This window comes from Nocardia citri (genome assembly GCF_054065835.1).
On record NZ_JBSUQM010000006.1, the window covers coordinates 305,321 to 326,778 of the forward strand.

The following is a 21,458-nucleotide window of genomic DNA, read 5'->3' on the forward strand; positions in this document are numbered from 1 at the left end:
GGCCGCGGTCACCTCTTCCTCGCCTTCGGATCGAGCGCATCGCGCAGTGCGTCACCGAGGAGGATGAAACTCAACACGGTGAGCGCCAAAGCCGTCGCGGGATAGAACAATATCGGCGATCCGCCGCGCAGTTCGTGCTGGTTGGTATTGATATCCGAGCCCCAGGACACGATCGTGCGCGGCAGGCCGACGCCGAGATAGGACAGCGTCGCCTCGGTGACGATGAACGCGCCGAGCCAGATCGTGGTGACCACGATCAACGGTCCAGCCGCATTCGGCAGCACATGGCGCAGCAGTGTGCGTAATCGGGATACCCCCAAGGCCTTCGCCGCCGTGACATATTCGCTGTTCTTCGCCTCGATCACCGCACCGCGCGCGATACGTGCCGCCTGTGGCCAGGTGAATGCGGCCAGGATCAGAATGACGGTCCAAATCGTGCGCGATTCGAGCAGCTGCATGATGACGATCGCGGCCAGCATCAGCGGAATCGCATAGAAGATCTCCGCGATGCGCGAGACCACCGAATCGAGCAGCCCACCATAGAAGCCCGCGAGCGCCCCGAGCGTGCCGCCGACGAGCAGGAATACCGTGGTGGCGCCCAACCCGGCCGTTACCGAAGCCCGCGCGCCGTAAACGGTTCGGGTGTAGACATCGCAACCCTGTTTATCGAAACCGAAGGGGTGTCCGGGGCCGCGCGGATCCAGGCTGAAATCGCCATTGCAGTAACGCGGATCCTGATCGGTGAACAGGCCGGGCCACAGCACCACGATGGCGATGAACGCGATCAGCACCGCGGCCACGATGAAGATCGGATTGCGGCGCAACTGTCGCCACGCGTCCTGCCAGATGCTGGTCGGCGAACCGGTATCGACGACCTGATCCGTGGCCAGCACCTCGATCTCATCGGGCGGTGCCACGAAATGCCGCTGCCTGTCCGGAATTTTCTTCTCGAGCTCAGGCATATCGGATCCTCGGGTCGAGCGCGGCATAGAGCAGATCGATGATCAGATTCGAGATCAGGAAGATCACGATGAGCACGGTCACGAACGACACCACCGTCGGTGGCTCACCGCGGGTAATCGCCTGGTACAGGGTCCCACCCACGCCCGGAATATTGAAGATGCCCTCGGTGACAACCGCGCCACCGATCAGCGCACCGAGGTCGGCGCCGAGGAAAGTGATCACCGGAATCATCGAATTACGCAGAATATGCACGGTGACCACGCGCGGGCGGCGCAGCCCCTTCGCGGTCGCGGTGCGCACGTAATCGGCGGACATGTTCTCCGCCACCGAATTTCGGGTCAGTCGCAGCACATAGGCGAACGACAGCGACCCGAGTACGAATGCGGGCACGAGCAATTCACCGACGCTCGCCCGACCGGTGACGGTCACCGGCGCGATACCCCATTTCACCCCCAGGACGAACTGGGCGAGGAAGCCGATCACGAAGATCGGCACCGCGATGATGATCAGGCTGACGACCAGCAGTGTCGAGTCGAACAACTTGCCCTTGCGCAGTCCGGCGATCAGACCGAAGACGACGCCGAAGACACCCTCGATGAGCACCGCCATCACTGCCAGTTTGATGGTGATCGGGAAAGCGCGGGCAAGTTCGTCACGCACCGGGCGGCCGGAGAAGGCTGTCCCGAAGTCGAGGGTGAAAATGCCCTTCAGATATAGCAGATACTGCACGATGAACGGACGATCCAGGTGATAGCGCGCACGCAGCTGGGCCTCGACGGCAGGCGTCATCGGCTTGTCGCCGGCCAGCGCGTGGATCGGATCGCCCGGAACCAAAAAGACCAGTGCATAGATGAGCAGCGTCGCCCCGAGGAAGACGGGGATCATCTGGAGCAGACGCCGCACGACATACCAGGCCATTTCATCTCCTGGGTGAGCGGCTACTTCTCGATGTTTTCGAAGTCGAACAGACCATTCCAGGCCAGGTCGGCCTTCTTCACCTTGTCCGAACGTCCTGCCGCGGCGAGGTAATCGAGCACCGGGATATCGGCCATATCCCTGATCAGCAACGCCTGCGCCTGCGCCACGATCTTGTACGACTCGTCCAGCGTCGGCGCGGCCAGCGCGGCGTCGAGCAGGTGGTCGAATTCGGGGTTCTTGTAGTCGACATTATTGGTCTCGGAGTAGCTGTAGTACTGCGAGGTGAGAAACTCCAGCATGGTCGGGTAGTCACCCTGCCAGCCGTAGCGGAACGCCTTACCGATCGTCTTCTGGTTCACCAGATCTCGGATGTTCTTGAACGTCGGATATGGTGTGCCGACGGCATCGATGCCGAGGGTGTTCTTGATGCTGTTGGCCACGGCCTCGATCCACGCCTGATGGCCGCCATCGGAGTTGTAGGCGATTTCGTAGCGACCCGACCACGGCGATATGGCATCGGCCTGCGCCCATAGCTTCTTGGCCTCGTCGGGGTTGTACTTCAAGACCTCCGAGCCGGGCAGGTTGCCGTTGAATCCGGGCAGGGTGCTCGAAGTGAAATCGCGCGCCGGAATCTTGGTGCCGTTGAAGATGGTGTCGCAGATCTGCTGGCGGTTGATCGCCATCGAAATGGCCCGGCGCCGCAGCAGCCCTTCCGCACCAGCGAAATGCGCAACATTGGCTTGGACACCGATGTGCTGGTTCTGCGCGGACGGCTCCAGGATCGCGCGGTCGCCGAGGTCCTTCTTATAGGAAGTCAGCGCGCTGTCCGGAATCGTGTCGAGGGTATCGAGATTGCCCGCCTGCAGATCCGAGTAGGCGGTATCGAACGACTGGTACATGACGAACCGCAGACCCTTGTTCTTGGCTGGACGTCCGCCCTTGTAGTCCGGGTTGGGCGCCAGATCGATCTTGACGTTGTGCTCCCAGGTCCGGAACTTGTACGGGCCGTTGCCGATCGGGTTCTCACCAAAGGCCTTCATATCCTTGAATGCGGCGTCGGGCAGCGGATAGAACGGTGCGAAACCGAGTTCGGTCTCGAAGTCGATGGACGGGTACTTCAGCTCGACGGTGAAGGTCCGGTCGTCGACCACCGCGAGCCCCGACATCGTTTGTGCCGTAGGCTTTTGCGCCGACACCTCGTCGAATCCGACGATCGGGGTGAACGCGTAACTCTGCAACTGGCCGTTGGTACCGAGCGCACCGTAATTCCAGGCGTCGACGAACGACTTCGCGGTCACCGTGGTGCCATCGGTGAACTTCCAGTCCGGCTTGATGGTGATCGTGTAGGTCTTGCGGTCGGTCGTCTTGATGGACTCGGCCATCTCGTCGTGCGCGACGCCCTTGCCGTCGTAGTACTTCAGACCCGCGAACAGCCGGTCGACGACGCGGCCGCCCATATTCTCGTTGGTATCGGTCGGCACCAACGGATTCTGCGGCTCGGCACCGTTGGTGGTGACAATGTCGGCGTCGGCACCATCGCTCGACGAACATGCGGACAATCCCAGGCTTGTGGCCAGCAGGACTGCCGCGGTCAACGCTGTAGCTCTGTTGAATCTCAACGCGTTCTCCCGATTTCGAGACAGGCGAAGGGGATCCGCGACGACGCATGAGATCTGCCCAGCGCGCCTCGACTCGATCCGCCTTGGAATGCCTGGGACGTTAGCTATTCGAAGCAGCGTTGTCACCGGATCGACAGAGGTTCGTTCCACTCGTTATCAATCCGGCAACATCACCGAAACACGCTAAAAATTAAGGAGAGAACGAGCATCCGCCGGAAGTTTGCCTCCGTTGGGGCTTCCGGTACCCGGAGCTGCTGGTTTATCGAGGATAGCTACCGCAGGCCCGGTCTGTCAGCGGATCGGGCAGGAAGCCCGCCGCGATGACGGGATGGAAACCCGTTGGACACACCGTGCGCGGGCAGATCCTTTCGCGCGACCTGCAAGCGGTCGCTCATGGCGATTCACAATTCGTTACTGTCGAAATCGACTGCGACTGCCAGCACCACGGGGCTATGTGAGGAAGAGACGAGATGACCGAAACCACCGACCACCTGGACTCGTATCCGCCGACCGCGAAGTTCGTCGCGGCGGCGAATGCCGACGCGTCGTTGTACCAGCGGGCTGCAGCGGATCGCGACGCGTTCTGGGCCGAACAGGCCGACCGGCTGCATTGGGAGCAGCCCTGGACGCGGGTACTCGACTGGAGTGACGCCCCCGTCGCGAAATGGTTCGTCGACGGCAAGCTCAATGTCGCCTTCAACTGCGTGGATCGCCATGTGCTCGACGGGCACGGCGATCAGGTCGCCATCCATTGGGAGGGGGAACCGGGCGACTCCCGCGACATCACCTACGCCGACCTCCTCGCCGAAGTTTCCCGCGCCGCAAACTATCTGACCGAACTCGGGCTGGAAGCGGGCGACCGGGTCGCCATCTATATGCCGATGGTTCCCGAAGCGATCGTATCGATGCTGGCCTGCGCCCGGCTCGGACTGACCCATTCGGTGGTATTCGCGGGATTCTCCCCGACCGCACTGCGCCAGCGCGTCGACGACGCCAGCGCCCGGTTGATCATCACCACCGACGGTCAGTGGCGTCGCGGTAAGGCCGCACCACTCAAGCAGGCTGTCGACGAGGCGCTCTACGCCAATGGTGATGTGCCGCACAGTGTCGAGCACGTTCTGGTGGTGCGCCGCACCGATATCGAGGTGCCCTGGACCGAGGGCCGTGACCTGTGGTGGCACGAGACCGTCGCGCAGGCCTCCCCCGAGCACCAGGCACAGGCCTTCGACGCCGAACATCCGCTGTTCATCCTCTACACCTCCGGCACCACCGGTAAACCCAAGGGCATCCTGCACACGAGCGGCGGATATCTGACCCAGACGTCCTACACCCACCACAATGTCTTCGATCACAAGGCCGGACAGGACATCTACTGGTGCACCGCCGATATCGGCTGGGTCACCGGACACAGCTACATCGTCTACGGACCGCTGTCGAACCGCGCTACGCAGGTCGTCTACGAGGGCACGCCGAACTTCCCCGATGAGCACCGGCACTGGAATATCGTCGAAAAGTACGGCGTAACGATCTATTACACCGCGCCGACACTGGTGCGCACATTCATGAAGTGGGGCAAAGAGATTCCGGCCGCCCACGATCTTTCCAGCATCCGGGTGCTGGGCAGCGTCGGCGAACCGATCAATCCGGAGGCCTGGCGCTGGTTCCGCGAGGTGATCGGCGCGAACTCCGCACCCATCGTGGACACCTGGTGGCAGACCGAGACGGGGTCGATCATGATCTCCCCGCTGCCAGCCGTCACCGCCGCCAAGCCGGGCGCCGCGATGACCCCGCTGCCCGGGATTTCGGCGAAGGTCGTCGACGAAGAGGGCAAGGCGGTCGAACTCGGCGAGACCGAGGCCAATGGCTATCTGGTGCTCGATCAGCCATGGCCGTCGATGCTGCGCGGCATCTGGGGCGATATGGACCGCTACCGGGCCACCTACTGGGAGCGCTACGCCGAACAGGGCTGGTACTTCGCCGGTGACGGCGCCAAACTCGATGCCGACGGCGATCTGTGGGTGCTGGGCCGCGTCGACGATGTGATGAATGTATCGGGTCACCGCATCTCCACCGCCGAGGTCGAATCCGCACTGGTCGGGCACTCCGGGGTGGCCGAGGCCGCCGTGGTCGGCGCCAGCGATGCGACCACCGGACAGGGCATCGTCGCATTCGTGATCCTGACGACCGAGGCCAAGAACACCGGCAACGCGCTGATCGACGAACTGAAAGCGGAGGTGTCCCGGGAGATCAGCCCGATCGCCCGGCCACGTGAGATCCACGTGGTGCCCGAGCTGCCCAAGACCCGCAGTGGCAAGATCATGCGGCGACTGCTGCGCGATGTCGCGGAGGGCCGCGACCTGGGCGACACCTCGACCCTGGTCGATCCGAATGTCTTCGAGGCGATCCGGGCCAGTCGCGCCTGAGACCGCACCGAAACGGCGCATCTCAAGGCCGGTGACGCCAATCCGTCACCGGCCATACCCGTTAGAATTGCGTAAGGTGTGCCGGGAAGCCTGGTCGGCACGTGGTCGTGTACCCGAGAACCGGATCGGTGGGATTACGCGGTCGCGGTCGGAGTCCACGCTGGCGGAAGGTTCCCGTGATCACCCAAATGCGCTCGGAGTTGACGCGCTACCTACGTACCGAAACCGTTGGTGGCGCGATACTGCTGATCGCGGCTGCCAGCGCATTGCTGTGGGTGAATTCGCCGTGGGGCCAGACCTACTTCACCGTCACCGAGTACGCCCTGCCGATCAAGGCACTGCATCTGGATCTGACCGTCGCCGACTGGACCAAGGACGGTCTGCTCGCGGTCTTCTTCTTCGTCGCCGGGTTGGAGCTCAAACGGGAGCTGGTGGTCGGCGAGCTCGCCGATCCGAAGCGGGCGGTGCTGCCGATCATCGCGGCGGTCGGCGGCGTGCTCACCCCGGCGCTGATCGCATTCGCGGTCGGATTCGGCGTCGACGGGATGGACCGGGGCTGGGCGATTCCCGTGGCGACCGATATCGCGTTCGCACTGGCGGTACTGGCCATGACCGGATCACGGATCCCGGCCAGTGCGCGGGTCTTCCTGCTGAGCCTCGCGGTGGTCGACGATCTGCTCGCCATCATCCTGATCGCGGTGCTGTTCACCACGACAATCTCGGCGTTGTGGCTATCGGCCGCTGGGGCTTGTTTCGCGGTGTGGGCGCTGGCCCAGCACCGGCGAATCTCCACACCGCTGCTCTATGTGCCGCTGGCGCTGGTCTCCTGGTACGCGCTGCACGAGGCCGGTATCCACCCCACCCTGGCCGGTGTCGTGCTCGGCCTGCTCACCAGGGTGCGCAAGGACCCGGGCGAGACCGAGGCCCCGGCAATGCGACTCGAGCATATGATCCAGCCGATCTCGGCCGGGCTCTGTGTACCGCTGTTCGCGCTGTTCGCCGCCGGAGTTCCGTTGGACGGCAAGGTTTTCCACCAGCTGTTCAGCGACCGGTTGGCACTGGCCATAATCGTCGGATTACTGCTGGGCAAGACCTTGGGGATCTTCGGAATCAGCTGCGTGGCAATCCGATTGGGCATCGCGAAGCGACCGGCCAGCCTGGGCTACCGAGACATGTTCGCCCTCTCGGTGCTCGGTGCGATCGGCTTCACCGTTAGCCTTCTGGTGGCAGAACTCGCGCTCGCGGACGTCGGCGACGGCTCGTCCGTCGAATTGGCGAAGGCCGCGGTGTTGGTGACGTCAATGGCGGCGTCGCTCGCGGGTTCGGCGCTACTGTTGCGGCGTGGGCGTGTCCACCAGGCGCGGCGGGACGCGCGTGCGCTACAACGACAGACAGAGGCGCAAGCAGTGCCGGGACAGGGAGAAGGGTCGACCAAGTGAGTTTCGCAAACGGCGGTAACGGGGACGAGTCGCGTCGCGACCGCACTGTCACCTCGATTCCCCTCTCGGATGCCAACCCGGTCGGGTCGGCGAGCTTCGGCACCCTGGTCCGCGATGCCACCGAGCAGATGTCGACGCTGGTCCGGGCCGAGGTCGAGCTGGCCAAGGCCGAGGTGACCGGGGAAATCAAGAAGGCGCTGCAGGGCAGCGTCTACTTCATCCTCGCGCTGACCGTCCTGCTGTTCAGCACCTTCTTCTTTTTCTTCTTCCTCGCCGAACTGCTCGATGTCTGGCTGGTGCGCTGGGTGGCGTTCCTGATCGTGTTCCTGCTGATGATCGTCGCGACCGTGACATTGGCCCTGCTCGGCTATCTGCGGGTCAAGAAACTCCGGGCGCCGGAGAAGACGATCGATTCGCTCAAGCAGGCGCGCACGGTGCTGCCGAGCGGATTCGGCTCGCATGAGGAGCACCTCGCGCTCGCGGAGGCGTCGACGTCGCTCGACCATCCGTCGAAGTAGCATCCCGGCGGCGCGGCAACGTCGACTAGGCGGCGGGCCAGACCCCTACTAGGCTCGGTCGGCGTGTCGTCGAACTCGTTTCCCGATCCGTCCAGCGTCCGTTACGACGGTCCGTGGACGCATCGGGACGTGCACGCAAACGGCATTCGCTTCCATGTCGTCGAGGCCGCACCGCAGCGCCCGGACGCACCGCTTGTCGTCCTGCTGCACGGCTTCGCCGACCTCTGGTGGTCCTGGCGGCATCAGTTGACCGGACTCGCCGAACTCGGCTACCGCGCGGTCGCGGTGGATCTGCGCGGCTACGGCGACAGCGACAAACCGCCGCGTGGCTACGACGGTTGGACGCTGGCCGGCGATATCGCCGGACTCATCCGCGCCATGGGCTATTCCGAGGCCACGCTGGTCGGACATGCCGACGGCGGATTGGTGTGCTGGACGACCGCGGTGCTGCATCCACGACTGGTGCGCTCGATCGCGCTGGTGAGTTCCCCGCATCCGGCCGCGCTGAAAAGCGCGGTGCTGCGGGACCGGCGCCAGCGGCGCACCTGGCTGCCGAATTTCCTGCGCTATCAGCTGCCGCGCTACGGCGAACATCTGCTGACCACCAGTGACGGCTTCGAGGTCGAACGGCTGCTGCGGCAGCGGGTGAGCCGAATCTGGTCGGGTACCGCAGAATTCATCGAGACGGCCGATCGGATGCGCTCGGCCATCCAGATTCCGGGTGCGGCGCACTGTGCGCTGGAATATCAGCGCTGGGCCTTCCGCAGTCAGTGGCGTCCGGACGGTCGGCGGTTCATGGCCACGATGCGGGTACCGATCCACATTCCGGTACTCGCCGTGCGCGGTGAACTCGACAACTACATCCTGCCCGCGACCTTCCAGCGGGGCCGCCGCTTGTCACCGCAGCGACGCCAGGTCGTGATTCCGGGCGCGGGTCACTTTGCGCATCAGGAGAATCCGGAGGCCGTCACGATGGAGTTGGCCAAGCTGCTCGGATAGCTGGTATCACATCCGCCGGGCAGGCAGCCGCTGCGACAACAACCTGCCGGCTCGGACCGACAATCAGTAACCGAATGTGATTCGGTGTATGGGCCGCCTCCGGCGCACACCGGTTTCAGCTCAGCACACAGGCGCCGGTCTCGACTGGCGCGACCGCTTTGGGAGCAGCATCCAGTTGCGCATGGACCTCGGACAGCGTCAGCACATATCCCGTGTCATCGTCGGTTACCGCCGCACCGAATACGATGCCGAGTACCTGTCCATCCGTATCCACAAGCGGTCCACCCGAATTGCCTGCCCGCACTTGGCCACGAACCGTGTAAACCTCACGTTCGACGGTGCCGTTTCGATAGATCGTCGGGCCGGTCAAGTCCAGCGTCTCGCGAACTCGGGCGGCACTGGCCGTGTACCGACCGCCGCCAGGGTAGCCCAGCACAATAGCGCTGTCTCCGGAGTGCGCCGGCATAGCCGCGGTTGGGATCACCGGCGCGGTAAGCCCCGGTACCGCGAGCACCGCGACATCCTTGGACGGATCGAACAAGACAACCGTGGCATTCAGCGGTCCGTTGGTGGCGTCAACGGTGATGCTGGTGGTCCCCGCGACGACGTGAGCGTTGGTAACAATCCGTTGCGGCGCGATCACGAAGCCGGAGCCCTCCAGCGCCCGCTGGCAGCTCGGCGCGACGCCGCGGATGCGCAGCACACTCTGTTGCAACGAGGCCGCGACCGGAGTGGCGAGCACACTGGGATCCGGTGGCTCGACGGCCGCGATCGGCGCGCGGCCGAACGGACCGATGACATCCGGCAGCCCGGAAGTATTGAGCAGCTTGGAGAATTCGTTCGGCAGCCGCCGCAGCCAATTCGGGGAGACTTCGTTGACATCGGCGAGCACCTTCGAACCGTTGATCGCCGCGGCGATGGCCGGTTGGGACGAGGTGGCCAGCGGCAGCGCAAGCAGCCACGCCGTGACCAGCACCGCGACCGCCTGCAACACCGCGCCGACGGCGCTGTCCACACTGCGGGTGAACGGATGTCGCATACCGCCGCGCGCTGCCCGGCCGAGCACCATGCCCGCGACCTCACCGACAATGACCAGCAGCACGATCAACAGCACGCCGGTGAGCACCCGCGGTCTGCCCTCGTCGACGTGGGTCAGAATGTGCGGCGCGATGAGAATGCCCGCGACCGCGCCGAGTACGACGCCGAGGAAGGCCAGCGCGGACGCCACCGCACCCTGTCGCCAACCGGAGGAGGCGGCAAGCAGCGCGAGCAGCAGCACCGCGATATCGAGCCATGCCGATGAGCTCATAACGTCATCCCTACGGCCGCCAGCGCGGACTCCAGATCCCGAACGTCGCTGTGGTCCCAAGCCCGTTCCCAGCCGGCGGCTGTGCAGATGCCCGCCAGAATGCCGCCGGTCAAGCCCCACACCAGCATTCCGTCCACCTGGAATGCCGGACTCTGATAGCCGAGGCTGCCGCGCACCATGAAGCGATTCGCCGGTTCGAGCAGATCGGTGAGCGGCACCCGCACGACGCGTTCGGTCTCGGTGTGGTTGACCACCTGGACCGGCCGAGGGGTGTGCCAGTAGGCCAGTACCGGGGTCACATCGAATCGGGACGGGGGCACGAACAGCTTGGGCAGTATGGCGAAGGGTTCTACACCCGCACGCGCCAGCCCGGTCTCCTCACAGGCTTCGCGCAGGGCGGTATCGATCGGACCGGAGTCGCCGGGATCGACCGCACCGCCGGGAAAGGCGACCTGACCGCGGTGTTGGCGCATAGTGGACGCGCGCTGGGTGAGCAGCACATCCGCGTCGGCGGGCAGTCCGCCCGCTGCCTCGGGATCGGCTTGCGGCGAACCGCTGAACAGCACGAGCACAGCCGCCTGCCGCGGCGTGGTGCTGACCGTCATGGCCCGCCGCATCACGCTCGCCAAGGACCGCGTATCGGTGGAATTGGTATGCGGGTCCGCCGCTCGGCGCAGCCATTGCGGGATGCTGTCCGGCATGGGGATCTCGGTCATGCCGCAACTCCCAATTTATTCGCGACCGTATCGGCGATGTCGTTGACGCCGTCGAAGGCGCGCACCACCACCTCGGCAACCGAACCATCCGCGCGCAACAGCACCGATACCGGCAGCACGGCGGGCGCACCGACCGCGATACGCACCTTGGCACGCGGGTCGAGAACGCCGGGTAACGTCACCTTCAGGTCGGTCAGCAATGCGAGCGCCCTCGCCTCATCCGGATCGCTGTGCACGGTCAGCACGGTAATCGCGTTTCCGGCGCGTCGAGCGTACTCCTGCACATCCGGCAACTCTTTGGCGCACGGTGCACACCAGTACGCCCACAGGTTCAGTAGTGCCGGTTTGCCCTCGAGCGCGGCCGCCAGATCGACCGGTTTGCCGTCGGACAGACAGGTCAGGGCGAGTCCGGCAAGCGGCCCGCGTCCCACCGCATCCGCCGCGGGCGCCGGGCAATTCGCGAGCCCAGCGGCGGTGCGCGCCTGGACCGAGGCGCTCGCGAGGGAATTCGTCGGATGGTCGCCGCTGGTCGTGGTGTCGTCGTTATCGCGGGGCCACAGCGCGACCGCCAAGGCCACTACGGTGATCAACCCTGCCAGCGCCAAGCGCGCCGTGACAGGTATTCGTCTCACCGGCCCACCAGCTCGAGCAGATGCTCCGCCTCCGGACCCTTCACCAGCTTGGCCGCGGTTTCGGGATCGGACGGCCCGACCCCGAACGATGGGCAGTCCTTGGCCAGAATGCAGACACCGCATGCGGGTTTGCGGGCATGACAGACCCGACGTCCGTGGAAAATCACGCGGTGGGACAGCATTGTCCATTCCTTGCGTTCGATCAGCACGCCGATGGCGTGCTCCACCTTCACCGGATCTTCCTCGGTAGTCCACGCCCAGCGGCGCACCAGCCGACCGAAATGAGTGTCGACCGTTATGCCGGGCACTCCGAAGGCGTTGCCGAGGATGACATTGGCAGTCTTGCGGCCGATGCCGGGCAACTGCACCAGTTCGTCGAGGGTGTGAGGTAATTCACCATCGAAGCGTTCGACGAGTGCCTGTCCGAGGCCGATCAGTGAACTGGTCTTGTTGCGGAAGAACCCGGTCGGCCGGAGGTATTCCTCCAGCTCGGCGCGGTTTGCCTCGGCGTACGCACGGGCGTCCCGGTACTTGGCGAAGAGCGCGGGTGTAGTCAGATTCACCCGCTCATCGGTGCACTGCGCGGAAAGTATTGTCGCAACCGCCAATTCGAGCGGTGTCGTGAAATCGAGCTCACAGTGCGCGTCCGGAAAAGCAACCGCGAGAGCGCGGTTCATCCGACGGGCCCTTCGCGTCAGGCCGAGCCGGGTTTCCGCTTGTCGCACTCGGGATTTGCGCTTGGGAACGGGGACCGCGGCGGGTTGCGCATCGGTCGCCTCGACGGCAGGCGCAGGCCCGCTCACGGCAGCAGTGGAGGGGGAGACACGCACGCGTCCACCATACGGAACCACCCCACAACGGTGCCCTCCTAGATCTCCTGCCGTGTTCCATCTGAGACCTGGACCGTGTTTACTGCTCGTCATGCAAGGACTCGCTGTGGTGCTCTTCCCAGTGGTGCTGATGCTGTTTGCACTGGGCATGGAGCGGGTCGAGAATCGGCTCCGTAAACTTCTCGAACCCGACGAAGAGGTTCAGCAGTACCTGGACAAGGCAAGCAACGCCGAAGTGAAGGAGCTGACGAAGCTCGGACTGCCCGCCGCGGTGGCACGGATGCGCAGGCGCCGTTCCCGTGGCGAAGAAATGGACGTCGCCCGCGCCAGCTGAATTCGCATTCGCTTGTTAACGTGGTGTCTGTCACTACGCTGCCGTAATGCCGCGTAGACTGCGCTGTTGGCCGATTTGCTTCGGTCCAGGACAGAGCCATTTCCCATAAGGAGCACATTCGTGGACGAGGCCCTCGCCAGAGCAGGCATCTTCCAAGGCGTAGAGCCCACCGCAGTGGCGGCTCTAGCCAAACAACTGCAGCCCGTGGATTTTCCGCGCGGCCATGTCATCTTCAACGAGGGCGAGCCCGGCGACCGGTTGTACATCATCACCTCCGGAAAGGTGAAGATCGGACGGCGTTCCCCGGACGGCAGGGAAAACCTGCTGACCATCATGGGCCCGTCGGATATGTTCGGTGAACTGTCGATCTTCGACCCCGGTCCACGCACCTCGACCGCTACTACCGTGACCGAGGTCCGTGCGGTCACCATGGACCGTGACGCACTCAAGTCGTGGATCGACCAGCGGCCCGAGATCGCCGAGCAACTGCTCCGCGTCCTCGCCCGTCGCCTGCGCCGCACCAACAACAACCTGGCCGATCTGATCTTCACCGACGTCCCCGGCCGGGTCGCCAAGGCGTTGCTGCAGCTGGCGCAGCGGTTCGGTACTCAGGAGGCGGGTGCGCTGCGGGTCACCCACGACCTCACTCAGGAAGAGATCGCGCAGCTGGTCGGCGCCTCCCGCGAGACCGTGAACAAGGCACTTGCCGACTTCGCGCATCGCGGCTGGCTCCGGCTCGAGGGCAAGAGCGTGCTGATCTCCGACTCCGAGCGCCTGGCCCGCCGCGCGCGCTGACGTTCGCACCCATCGGCGACCGGGACGCCCGGCCGCCGTACAGACGTGTCCTGGCAGATGGACGCCGCGACATCTGAAGCGCAAAAGCGCGCTGAGTTCATCTACCGAATGAACTCAGCGCGCTTCGGTGCTCTCCCGTATCGCTAGTTCTGCGCGCCGCGCAGATACGCCAACTGTGCCTGCACCGAACTACGCGCGGCCGGCCACAGGCGCTTGTCGACATCGGCGTAGACCTTGCGCACCACCGACATCGCACCCGCATTCGGACCGAGTTCGCGCAAGGCCTCCCGCACCTGATCGAGCCGCTCCTGTCGGTGTGCGATGTAGTACCGCGCGATCGGTTCCAGATCGGGATGATCCGGACCGTGTGCGGGCAGCAGGGCGCGTCCCGCGCCCACCTCGACCAGTTTGTCCAGCGATGACAGGTAATCGGCGAGGGTGCCGTCGCTGGCATCGAGCACCGTGGTGCCGAAGCCGAGGACGGTGTCACCGGTCAACACCGCGTCGTCGAGGACGAAACTGACCGAATCCTTGGTGTGGCCGGGGGTGTCCAGGACGGTGATCCGCAGTCCGGCGGCCTCGATCACCTCGCCGTCGACCAGCGGCGCAGCCGAACCGCGCAAGAATTCGGTGGTCCTGGCCCGCACGGGCGTGCCCGTCAGCTCGACCAACCGGTCGATCCCGCCAGTGTGGTCGTGATGCCGGTGGGTGATCAAGGTGAGCGCGATATTGCCGTCGGTGGCGCGGGCGATCGTCTCGCTATGCGCCTTGTCCTTCGGTCCCGGATCGATGACGACGTATTCCGATTGCCCCGGCGCGCGCAGCAGCCAGGTATTGGTGCCCTCCAGTGTCATCTGGCCGGGATTGTCCGCGAGCACGACCGCCGCGGTCGGCGTGACCTGCCGCAGCTGGCCGTATGCGGGATGGGTGAGCGTCATCGAACCTGTCTAGCGCACTTCGGCGATCAATTCGACCTCGACCGGGGTGCTGCGGGGCAGTTCGGCAACGCCGACCGCAGAGCGCGCGTGCACGCCCGCATCACCGAAGACCGCACCGAGCAGTTCCGAGGCACCATTGATGACCTGCGGCTGATCGGTGAATCCCGGTGCGGAGGCGACGAATCCGACGACCTTCACAATGCGCACCACCGCGTCGAGCCCGACCAGCTCGTGCACCGCGGCGATCGCGTTCAGCGCGCAGAGCTTTGCCGCCTCCTTGGCCTGTTCGAGCGAGACCTCGGCACCGACCTTGCCGGTCGCCGCGAGCTGCCCGTCCACGAACGGCAGCTGGCCGGAGGTGTAGACGAGCGAACCGGTGCGTATCGCCGGAATGTAGGCGGCGACCGGGGTGACGACCGGCGGCAGGGTCAGGCCGAGCTGGGCGAGGTTCTTCTCCCACTGGGTCATAGGTGCAAGTCCTTTCGGTTACTTGGGGCGCTTGAGGTAGGCGACGTGCTGTTCACCGGTCGGACCAGGCAGCACGGTCACCAGCTCCCAGCCGTCGGCGCCCCACTGGTCCAGAATCTGCTTGGTCGCATGCGTCAGCAGCGGAACGGTGGCGTACTCCCACACCTTCGAATCACTCATACCTCTAACTTTGGCAGCGTCTTCGGCGCTGCGTGTTCGCGGCCCCCTTCTGTCCCGCGTCCGGCCCTTTCGTCGAGCGACCTGCAAGCAGTCGGTAGCGGGTGTCGTCGAGACTCGCGTCCGCGAACAGGTCATCTCGCCCCGTTGTGGTCAGGTATCTCACCTTGCGGCCAGTTCCGCTCGAACTGTCTGAGGCAGAATCCGCTGAAAATGAGGCACTGACCATATCGCCGGGGCGCGCTCCCACAACGGGTTATAGGCTCGCGATCGTGGGAGTACCAACAGCAGTGCCCTTTTCGGCGGAGCCGGGGCTGGAAACGGGCTGGCCGGAGCGCGCGGATAAGGCCCGCTTGCACTATGTCTCCGGCAAAGGGGGAACCGGCAAGTCGACGGTCGCCGCAGCGCTGGCACTCGCGCTCGCCGCGGGCGGACGGCGGGTGCTGTTGGTCGAGGTGGAGAGCAGACAGTCCATTGCCCAGCTGTTCGATCTGCCGCCGCTGCCGCCCACCGAGACCAGGATCGCCACCGCGGACGGCGGCGGTGAAGTGGTCGCGCTCGCGCTCGATATCGAGCACGCCTTTCTCGAATACCTCGATATGTTCTATAACTTGGGCTTCGCCGGGCGGGCGATGCGCCGGGTCGGCGCCATCGAATTCGTCACCACGATCGCACCCGGTCTGCGCGATGTGATTCTGACCGGCAAGATCAAGGAATGCGCGGTCCGGGTGGATAAGCAGGGCAAACCCGTATTCGACGAAATCGTCGTCGACGCACCGCCTACCGGACGGATCGCCAGCTTCCTCGATGTCACCCAGGCCATGGTCGAGGTGGCGAAGGGCGGGCCGATCGCCTCGCAGGCCGAGGGCGTCTCGAATCTGCTGCACTCCGATCAGACGATGATCCACCTGGTCACACTGCTCGAGGCGCTGCCGGTACAGGAAACCGCCGACGCGGTCGCCGAACTCACCGCAAATGACCTGCGGATCGGGACCGTCATCGTGAACCGGGCGGCCAAGGGCCAACTCCCCGCCGAAGTGCGTAATAAGGCGGCGCGGGGCGATATCGACCGTGACGCCATTCGCTCGGGACTCACCGAGGCCGGAATTTCCCTGTCGGACCAGGACTTCCAGGGCCTGATCACCGAAACCGTCGAGCATTCGGCCACTTTGCGAGCGCAGGACGAAAGCGCCGCCGAACTCGCGAAGGTGAATGTGTCGCGGATGTATCTGCCCGCGCTCACCGACGGCATGGACCTCGGTGGCATCTATGAACTCGCCGAACATCTGAGCAAGCAGGGGGTCCGATGAGTAATCCGAATGTGCCCGCGCCGTTGGATATTTCGAGCATTATCGGCGACCGCAGCGCGCGGGTTGTGGTGTGCTGCGGTTCGGGCGGCGTCGGTAAGACCACTACCGCGGCGGCAATCGGGTTGCGCGCGGCCGAGCAGGGTCGCAAGGTTGTGGTGCTCACCATCGACCCGGCACGTCGGCTGGCCCAGTCACTCGGCGTCGCCGATCTGGACAACGCTCCGCAGCGCGTAGCGCTCGGCCCGGAGGCCAAGGGCGAATTGCACGCGATGATGCTCAATATGCGGCGCACCTTCGACGATATGGTGCTCGAACACACCAGTCCGGAGAAGGCGGAGCAGATTTTCGCCAACCCCTTCTATCAGACGGTCGCCTCCTCCTTCAGCGGTACGCAGGAGTACATGGCGATGGAGAAGCTCGGTCAGTTGGCCGGACGCAAGGAGTGGGACCTGATCGTGGTCGACACTCCGCCCTCGCGCAATGCCCTCGATTTCCTCGATGCGCCCAAGCGGCTCGGAAACTTCTTGAACGGCAGGATGATCCGGGTAATCATGGCTCCCGGACGCGGCGTCACTCGGCTCGTCACCGGTGCGATGAGCCTGGCCGTGCGCGCTGTATCGACCATTGTCGGCGGCCAGATGCTCAAGGACGCGTCGTATTTCCTGCAGTCACTGGAATCGCTGTTCGGTGGTTTCCAAGATCGCGCGGACCGCACCTACGCGATGCTGTCCAACCCGGGCACGCACTTTCTTGTGGTCGCGGCCGCCGAACCGGATGCTTTGCGCGAGGCGTCCTTCTTTGTCGACCGCCTTTCAACCGAACGCATGCCGCTGGCCGGACTGATCTTGAACCGGACCCATCCGGTGCTCAGCGCGCTGTCCGCCGATCACGCGGTGACCGCCGCCGATCAACTCGCCGAATCCGATCCGCAGACCGCCGCGGTACTGCGCATCCACGCCCAGCGGGTCGCCACCGCGAAGCGCGAACAGCATTTGCTGCACCGGTTCACCGGTGCACATCCGCGGGTGCCGATCACCTCGGTGACCGCGCTGCCCTTCGAGGTTTCCGATTTGGAGGCGCTACGTGCCGTCGGTGCGCAACTCACCGATGCGCACCCGGCCGAGGTGACCGTCTGAGGCGTGCTCGGCGGCGAAATCGACTGTGCCGCCGTATCATTCTGATGCCGGTTTGATATAGACCCGTTAATTGAGCCGAGCCCGCAATCGCGGGCTCGGTTTGATTTCCAGGATTAAATTGCGATCTGATGTTGACGCTGAGCTTGGAAAAAGTCCGCCCAGGACGTCACCTCCGGGTGCTGCTTGAGCAGCGCACGACGCTGCCGCTCGGTCATACCACCCCACACGCCGAATTCGACTCGATTGTCGAGCGCATCGGCCCCACACTGCATCAATACCGGGCAGTGCCTGCAAATCGTCGCCGCCTTGCGCTGCGCCGCGCCGCGAACGAACAGTTGATCAGGGTCTACTTCCTTGCATCGAGCCTGGGCTACCCAGGCGATCCTTGCTTCGGCCTGCTCTACGTCCAATCGAGCGATGGGGGTTGTCATGTGCATTTGGTGTGCCCCTTTGCAGTCCGAACACCGGGTCAACGGCGCTCCAGAATCGCGTGTCAGTCTCGCAGCAACCCAAACCCCACTGCGAACTGCACCACATTCCACTTTGAGTGTTAGCTCTATCACACTGGGTTCTCAATCTAGGTAAAGGTATGGGCTCTGCGCAAGACCGTCCCGAGACTTTTTGGTACGTCCGTCCCTGCAACCGTGATCTAGAACCGGGCGGTCGACTCGACCCCGCCGCTCGCTCCTTCGCGACACGCCGGAATTCATCTCGCGACACGCCCGATCGGGCCAGGCTGCGCCTCGCCGGCACTCGGCTCCGCCAGCCCCCATGCGGGCTGTATCTATTGCTCACTCGCCGCGGTCGCGCGAGAACTCCAGGATCCGCCGTTACTCGCAAACACACCCGAGAGCGCCGAATCGGGACCCCGTAGTCTGGGCTCGTGCCGATCACACATACGCTCGCGCGGCTGTCCGGCAGCTGCGCGCTGGCCGCCGTGCTCGTCGCCGGGTTGCTGTTCCCTCTCGCAGGCGGTTTCGGGTTCGTTTCCAACCGCGCCGCCGACGCCGTCGACAATGTGTCCGCGGAGTTGGTGGAGGGCACCGTCCCCGCCGTCTCGACCATGGTCGACGCGAACGGAACGCCCATCGCCTGGCTGTACGAGCAACGCCGCTTCGAGGTCCCCAGCGACAAGATCTCCAACGATATGAAGTTGGCGATCGTCTCCATCGAGGACCGGCGCTTCGCTGAGCACGCGGGGGTGGACTGGACAGGCACCATGCGCGCCTTCGTCACCAATACGAGCAGCGGCGAGGTGCAACAGGGTGCGTCCACCCTCGATCAGCAGTACGTGAAGAACTTTCAACTTCTCGTCGTCGCCAAAACCGACGCCGAGCGCCGGGCCGCCATCGAGACCACGCCCGCGCGTAAGCTGCGCGAGATCCGGATGGCGCTCACCCTGGACCGGGAGCTGACCAAGGATGAGATCCTCACCCGATACTTGAATCTCGTCCCGTTCGGCAACTCCTCCTATGGCATCCAAGACGCGGCGCAGACCTACTTCGGCGTCGACGCCGCAAATCTGAATGTGCCGCAGTCGGCGATGCTCGCGGGCATGGTGCAGTCCAGCTCCAAGCTGAATCCCTACACCAATCCCGAGGGTGTGCTGCAGCGCCGCAATACCGTGTTGGACACGCTGATCCAGAACATCCCCAGCCGGGCCGAGGAGTTCCGCAAGGCCAAGTCCGAACCGCTCGGCGTGCTGCCCGAGCCGAAGGGGCTGCCACGCGGCTGTATCGCCGCCAACGATCGCGGCTTCTTCTGCGATTACGCGCTGCAATATCTGGCCAATGCCGGTATCAGCCGCGAGCAGATCAATACCGGTGGCTTCACGATCAAGACCACGCTCGATCCGGCGCTGCAGGATTCGGTGAAGCGCTCGGTGACCGAAGCCGCGAACCCGAACCTCGACGACGTCGCACAGGTGATGTCGGTGGTCGGCCCCGGCCAGGATTCGCATCCGGTGCTCGCCATGGCCAGCAGCCGCACCTACGGCCTGAACCGCGATGCCAACGAAACGGTGCAGCCACAGCCGTATTCGATGGTCGGTGACGGCGCGGGCTCGATTTTCAAGATCTTCACCACGGCCGCGGCCATGGAAAAGGGCCTCGGTATCAACGCCCAACTCGATGTGCCCGGCCGGTTCGAGGCAAAGGGCATGGGTAACGGTGGTGCGCGCGGCTGCCCGCCGGCGACCTACTGCGTGCAGAACGCGGGTAACTACAAGTCGCCGATGTCGGTGACCGAGGCGCTGGCCACCTCACCGAATACCGCGTTCGTCAAGCTGATCCAGGCCGTCGGGGTCACCCCGACCGTCGATATGGCAGTGCGCCTCGGCATGCGCTCCTACACCGAGGCAGGCAGCTCGGGCCACGGCAACCAGAGCCTGGCGGACATGATCAAGGACCAGAACCTCGGCTCGTTCACTCTGGGCCCGGTCGCGATCAACCCGCTGGAGCTGTCGAATGTGGCCGCCACCTTGGGTTCCGGCGGCCGGTGGTGCCCGCCCTCGCCGATCAAAGAGGTGATCGACCGCACCGGTAAGACGGTGCCGCTCACTCAGCAGGCGTGCGAGCAGGTCGTCGATCCCGGACTGGCGAACACCCTGGCCAACGCCCTGAGTAAGGACGACGTCAGCGGTACGGCCGCCGGTGCGGCACAGTCCACCGGATGGAATCTGCCGCTGTCGGCCAAGACGGGAACCACCGAGAGCCACCGCTCCTCGGCGTTTCTCGGCTTCACCAATGCGCTCGCGGCCGCGGCCTACATCTACGGCGACAGCCCGACACCCGGTGAAATCTGCTCGTTCCCGCTGCGTGGTTGCGGCGACGGCAATCTCTTCGGTGGTAATGAACCCGCCCGCACCTGGTTCAATGCGGTCAAGCCGGTGATCGGGAACTTCCCGCCGCCCGCGCTGCCACCGCTGGACGACAAGTATGTGCGTGGATCCAATCAGGCTCAGGTCCCCGATGTCGCGGGCATGACGCAAGGTCAGGCAACCGCCGCGCTGGCGTCCGCGGGCTTCCAGGTCTCGGCGGTGAACGGCGCGGGTGCGCCACCGAAGGGAACCGTGATGGGGACCGCGCCGAATGGTTCGGCGATTCCCGGGTCGGTGATCACGATCTATATCAGCGATGGGACGGAACGAGCGCCGGCACCGCCACCCGGTCCCGCGCCGGCACCCGGACTTCCGATTCCGGGCATTCCTGGTATTCCGGGATTGCCGAATATTCCGGGATTCCCAGCACCTCGGTAACCCAGCACCTCGACAATACGAAGGCCGCCGACCCGGCATCCCGGATCGGCGGCCTTTGTTATTGCGACGGCTACAGGCGCGACTTCACGGCGGCCGAGAGCCGGGAGCCATCGGCCTTACCGGCGGCGATCGCGGTGGCGGCCTTCATGACCTGGCCCATCTGCCGCATACCCGGCCGCTCGCCGAGTTCCTGAGCGATCTGCGCGATCGCGGTATCCGCGACATCGGCCACCTCCGCATCGGTCAGCTGCGTCGGCAGATATTCATCGATGATGCGCGCCTCGGCATGTTCGTTGGCGGCCAGTTCACCACGCCCGGCCTGGGCGTAGACCTCGGCCGACTCGCTGCGCTTCTTCGCCTCTTTCTGCAGTACGGCAATGAGCTCGGCGTCGGAGAGCTCACGTGCCTGCGAGCCCGCGACCTCCGCGGTCTGGATGGCGGCGAGCAGCATCCTGAGGGTGGCGAGGCGCAGCGTGTCCTTGGCTTTCATCGCGGCGGTCATATCCGCACGCAGCTGCGATTTGAGTTCCGACATGTGCCACACGGTAGCCGTTTCCCCGTTCCCGGCCCACTACATTCTGCGTTCGACCCGCATTCGGCACGCTCGCCGCCGGCGATTGCTTGCAGGTCGCTCGAATAACCTGCCCGCTTGTGCGGAAACACACTCGGCGTTCCGCA

General features: G+C 64.7%; 21 protein-coding genes. 9 read left to right on the forward strand and 12 right to left on the reverse strand.

Annotated elements, in window-relative coordinates; all coding sequences use genetic code 11:
- Positions 1–8: 8 nt before the first annotated feature.
- Genes ACW2Q0_RS12550 through ACW2Q0_RS12560 form a run of 3 tightly spaced genes read right to left on the reverse strand, consistent with a single transcriptional unit; the run spans position 9 to position 3,476 of the window.
- Positions 9–962 (reverse strand): ABC transporter permease, encoded by a 954-nt coding sequence (locus ACW2Q0_RS12550; protein WP_457189427.1) that lies wholly within the window; start codon positions 960–962, stop codon positions 9–11.
- On the reverse strand, positions 955–1,881 hold the full coding sequence (locus tag ACW2Q0_RS12555) for an ABC transporter permease (RefSeq protein WP_457189429.1): 927 nt from the start codon (positions 1,879–1,881) through the stop codon (positions 955–957). The genes ACW2Q0_RS12550 and ACW2Q0_RS12555 overlap by 8 nt, the downstream gene beginning before the upstream one ends.
- Positions 1,882–1,901: 20 nt before the next feature.
- Positions 1,902–3,476: a peptide ABC transporter substrate-binding protein gene (locus ACW2Q0_RS12560; RefSeq protein ID WP_457189431.1), complete on the reverse strand. Its 1,575-nt coding sequence runs from the start codon at positions 3,474–3,476 to the stop codon at positions 1,902–1,904.
- Between the two features lie 494 nt (positions 3,477–3,970).
- On the opposite strand from ACW2Q0_RS12560, the gene acs reads away from it, so the two are divergent.
- The 4 genes from acs to ACW2Q0_RS12580 all read left to right on the forward strand — a co-directional run bounded on the left by acs (position 3,971) and on the right by ACW2Q0_RS12580 (position 8,879).
- Positions 3,971–5,923: an acetate--CoA ligase gene (gene acs / locus ACW2Q0_RS12565; protein ID WP_457189433.1), complete on the forward strand. Its 1,953-nt coding sequence runs from the start codon at positions 3,971–3,973 to the stop codon at positions 5,921–5,923.
- A gap of 179 nt (positions 5,924–6,102) precedes the next feature.
- The gene (gene nhaA, locus ACW2Q0_RS12570) at positions 6,103–7,362 is read left to right on the forward strand and encodes a Na+/H+ antiporter NhaA (protein ID WP_457189530.1); all 1,260 of its coding nucleotides are present in this window, start codon (positions 6,103–6,105) and stop codon (positions 7,360–7,362) included.
- Positions 7,359–7,880: a phage holin family protein gene (locus ACW2Q0_RS12575; protein ID WP_457189435.1), complete on the forward strand. Its 522-nt coding sequence runs from the start codon at positions 7,359–7,361 to the stop codon at positions 7,878–7,880. The genes nhaA and ACW2Q0_RS12575 overlap by 4 nt, the downstream gene beginning before the upstream one ends.
- Before the next feature lie 63 nt (positions 7,881–7,943).
- Positions 7,944–8,879, forward strand: a complete 936-nt coding sequence (locus tag ACW2Q0_RS12580) for an alpha/beta fold hydrolase (protein ID WP_457189438.1) — start codon at positions 7,944–7,946, stop codon at positions 8,877–8,879.
- A gap of 115 nt (positions 8,880–8,994) precedes the next feature.
- Here the strand turns inward: ACW2Q0_RS12580 and ACW2Q0_RS12585 are convergent, their stop codons facing one another.
- From ACW2Q0_RS12585 to nth, 4 genes are read right to left on the reverse strand one after another with little or no spacing between them, the layout of a single operon-like run.
- Positions 8,995–10,188, reverse strand: a complete 1,194-nt coding sequence (locus ACW2Q0_RS12585) for a MarP family serine protease (RefSeq protein WP_457189440.1) — start codon at positions 10,186–10,188, stop codon at positions 8,995–8,997.
- Complete coding sequence (locus ACW2Q0_RS12590; RefSeq protein WP_457189442.1) at positions 10,185–10,904, reverse strand: NUDIX hydrolase; 720 nt, start codon at positions 10,902–10,904, stop codon at positions 10,185–10,187. The genes ACW2Q0_RS12585 and ACW2Q0_RS12590 overlap by 4 nt, the downstream gene beginning before the upstream one ends.
- Positions 10,901–11,536 carry a TlpA family protein disulfide reductase gene (locus tag ACW2Q0_RS12595; protein ID WP_457189444.1) on the reverse strand — a complete coding sequence of 212 codons (636 nt, stop codon included), beginning with the start codon at positions 11,534–11,536 and terminating at the stop codon, positions 10,901–10,903. Before ACW2Q0_RS12595 ends, ACW2Q0_RS12590 begins: the two co-directional genes overlap by 4 nt.
- On the reverse strand, positions 11,533–12,213 hold the full coding sequence (nth, locus tag ACW2Q0_RS12600; RefSeq protein WP_457189446.1) for an endonuclease III: 681 nt from the start codon (positions 12,211–12,213) through the stop codon (positions 11,533–11,535). The genes ACW2Q0_RS12595 and nth overlap by 4 nt, the downstream gene beginning before the upstream one ends.
- Positions 12,214–12,472: 259 nt before the next feature.
- On the opposite strand from nth, the gene ACW2Q0_RS12605 reads away from it, so the two are divergent.
- Positions 12,473–12,700, forward strand: coding sequence for a hypothetical protein (locus ACW2Q0_RS12605; RefSeq protein WP_159844797.1), 228 nt, complete (start codon positions 12,473–12,475; stop codon positions 12,698–12,700).
- A gap of 120 nt (positions 12,701–12,820) precedes the next feature.
- Positions 12,821–13,495 carry a Crp/Fnr family transcriptional regulator gene (locus ACW2Q0_RS12610; protein WP_011206875.1) on the forward strand — a complete coding sequence of 225 codons (675 nt, stop codon included), beginning with the start codon at positions 12,821–12,823 and terminating at the stop codon, positions 13,493–13,495.
- A 143-nt stretch (positions 13,496–13,638) separates the two neighbouring features.
- On the opposite strand, the gene ACW2Q0_RS12615 is transcribed toward ACW2Q0_RS12610, so the two are convergent.
- The 3 genes from ACW2Q0_RS12615 to ACW2Q0_RS12625 are packed head-to-tail and all read right to left on the reverse strand — an operon-like array spanning position 13,639 to position 15,081.
- On the reverse strand, positions 13,639–14,433 hold the full coding sequence (locus ACW2Q0_RS12615) for an MBL fold metallo-hydrolase (protein ID WP_457189449.1): 795 nt from the start codon (positions 14,431–14,433) through the stop codon (positions 13,639–13,641).
- A gap of 9 nt (positions 14,434–14,442) precedes the next feature.
- On the reverse strand, positions 14,443–14,901 hold the full coding sequence (locus ACW2Q0_RS12620; protein ID WP_457189451.1) for a RidA family protein: 459 nt from the start codon (positions 14,899–14,901) through the stop codon (positions 14,443–14,445).
- Positions 14,902–14,919: 18 nt separating this feature from the next.
- Positions 14,920–15,081 carry a DUF4177 domain-containing protein gene (locus ACW2Q0_RS12625; protein ID WP_085998464.1) on the reverse strand — a complete coding sequence of 54 codons (162 nt, stop codon included), beginning with the start codon at positions 15,079–15,081 and terminating at the stop codon, positions 14,920–14,922.
- Positions 15,082–15,368: 287 nt separating this feature from the next.
- On the opposite strand from ACW2Q0_RS12625, the gene ACW2Q0_RS12630 reads away from it, so the two are divergent.
- Positions 15,369–16,388: an ArsA-related P-loop ATPase gene (locus ACW2Q0_RS12630; RefSeq protein ID WP_457189531.1), complete on the forward strand. Its 1,020-nt coding sequence runs from the start codon at positions 15,369–15,371 to the stop codon at positions 16,386–16,388.
- Positions 16,385–17,524 carry an ArsA family ATPase gene (locus tag ACW2Q0_RS12635; protein WP_457189453.1) on the forward strand — a complete coding sequence of 380 codons (1,140 nt, stop codon included), beginning with the start codon at positions 16,385–16,387 and terminating at the stop codon, positions 17,522–17,524. Before ACW2Q0_RS12630 ends, ACW2Q0_RS12635 begins: the two co-directional genes overlap by 4 nt.
- A gap of 113 nt (positions 17,525–17,637) precedes the next feature.
- Here ACW2Q0_RS12635 and ACW2Q0_RS12640 read toward each other — a convergent pair whose 3' ends face one another.
- Positions 17,638–17,961, reverse strand: a complete 324-nt coding sequence (locus tag ACW2Q0_RS12640) for a WhiB family transcriptional regulator (RefSeq protein WP_040686051.1) — start codon at positions 17,959–17,961, stop codon at positions 17,638–17,640.
- Positions 17,962–18,407: 446 nt separating this feature from the next.
- On the opposite strand from ACW2Q0_RS12640, the gene ACW2Q0_RS12645 reads away from it, so the two are divergent.
- Positions 18,408–20,780, forward strand: coding sequence for a penicillin-binding protein (locus tag ACW2Q0_RS12645; RefSeq protein WP_457189456.1), 2,373 nt, complete (start codon positions 18,408–18,410; stop codon positions 20,778–20,780).
- A 70-nt stretch (positions 20,781–20,850) separates the two neighbouring features.
- Here the strand turns inward: ACW2Q0_RS12645 and ACW2Q0_RS12650 are convergent, their stop codons facing one another.
- A complete protein-coding gene (locus ACW2Q0_RS12650; protein WP_457189458.1) occupies positions 20,851–21,315 on the reverse strand; it encodes a GatB/YqeY domain-containing protein in 465 nt (154 codons plus the stop codon).
- Between the last annotated feature and the right edge of the window lie 143 nt (positions 21,316–21,458).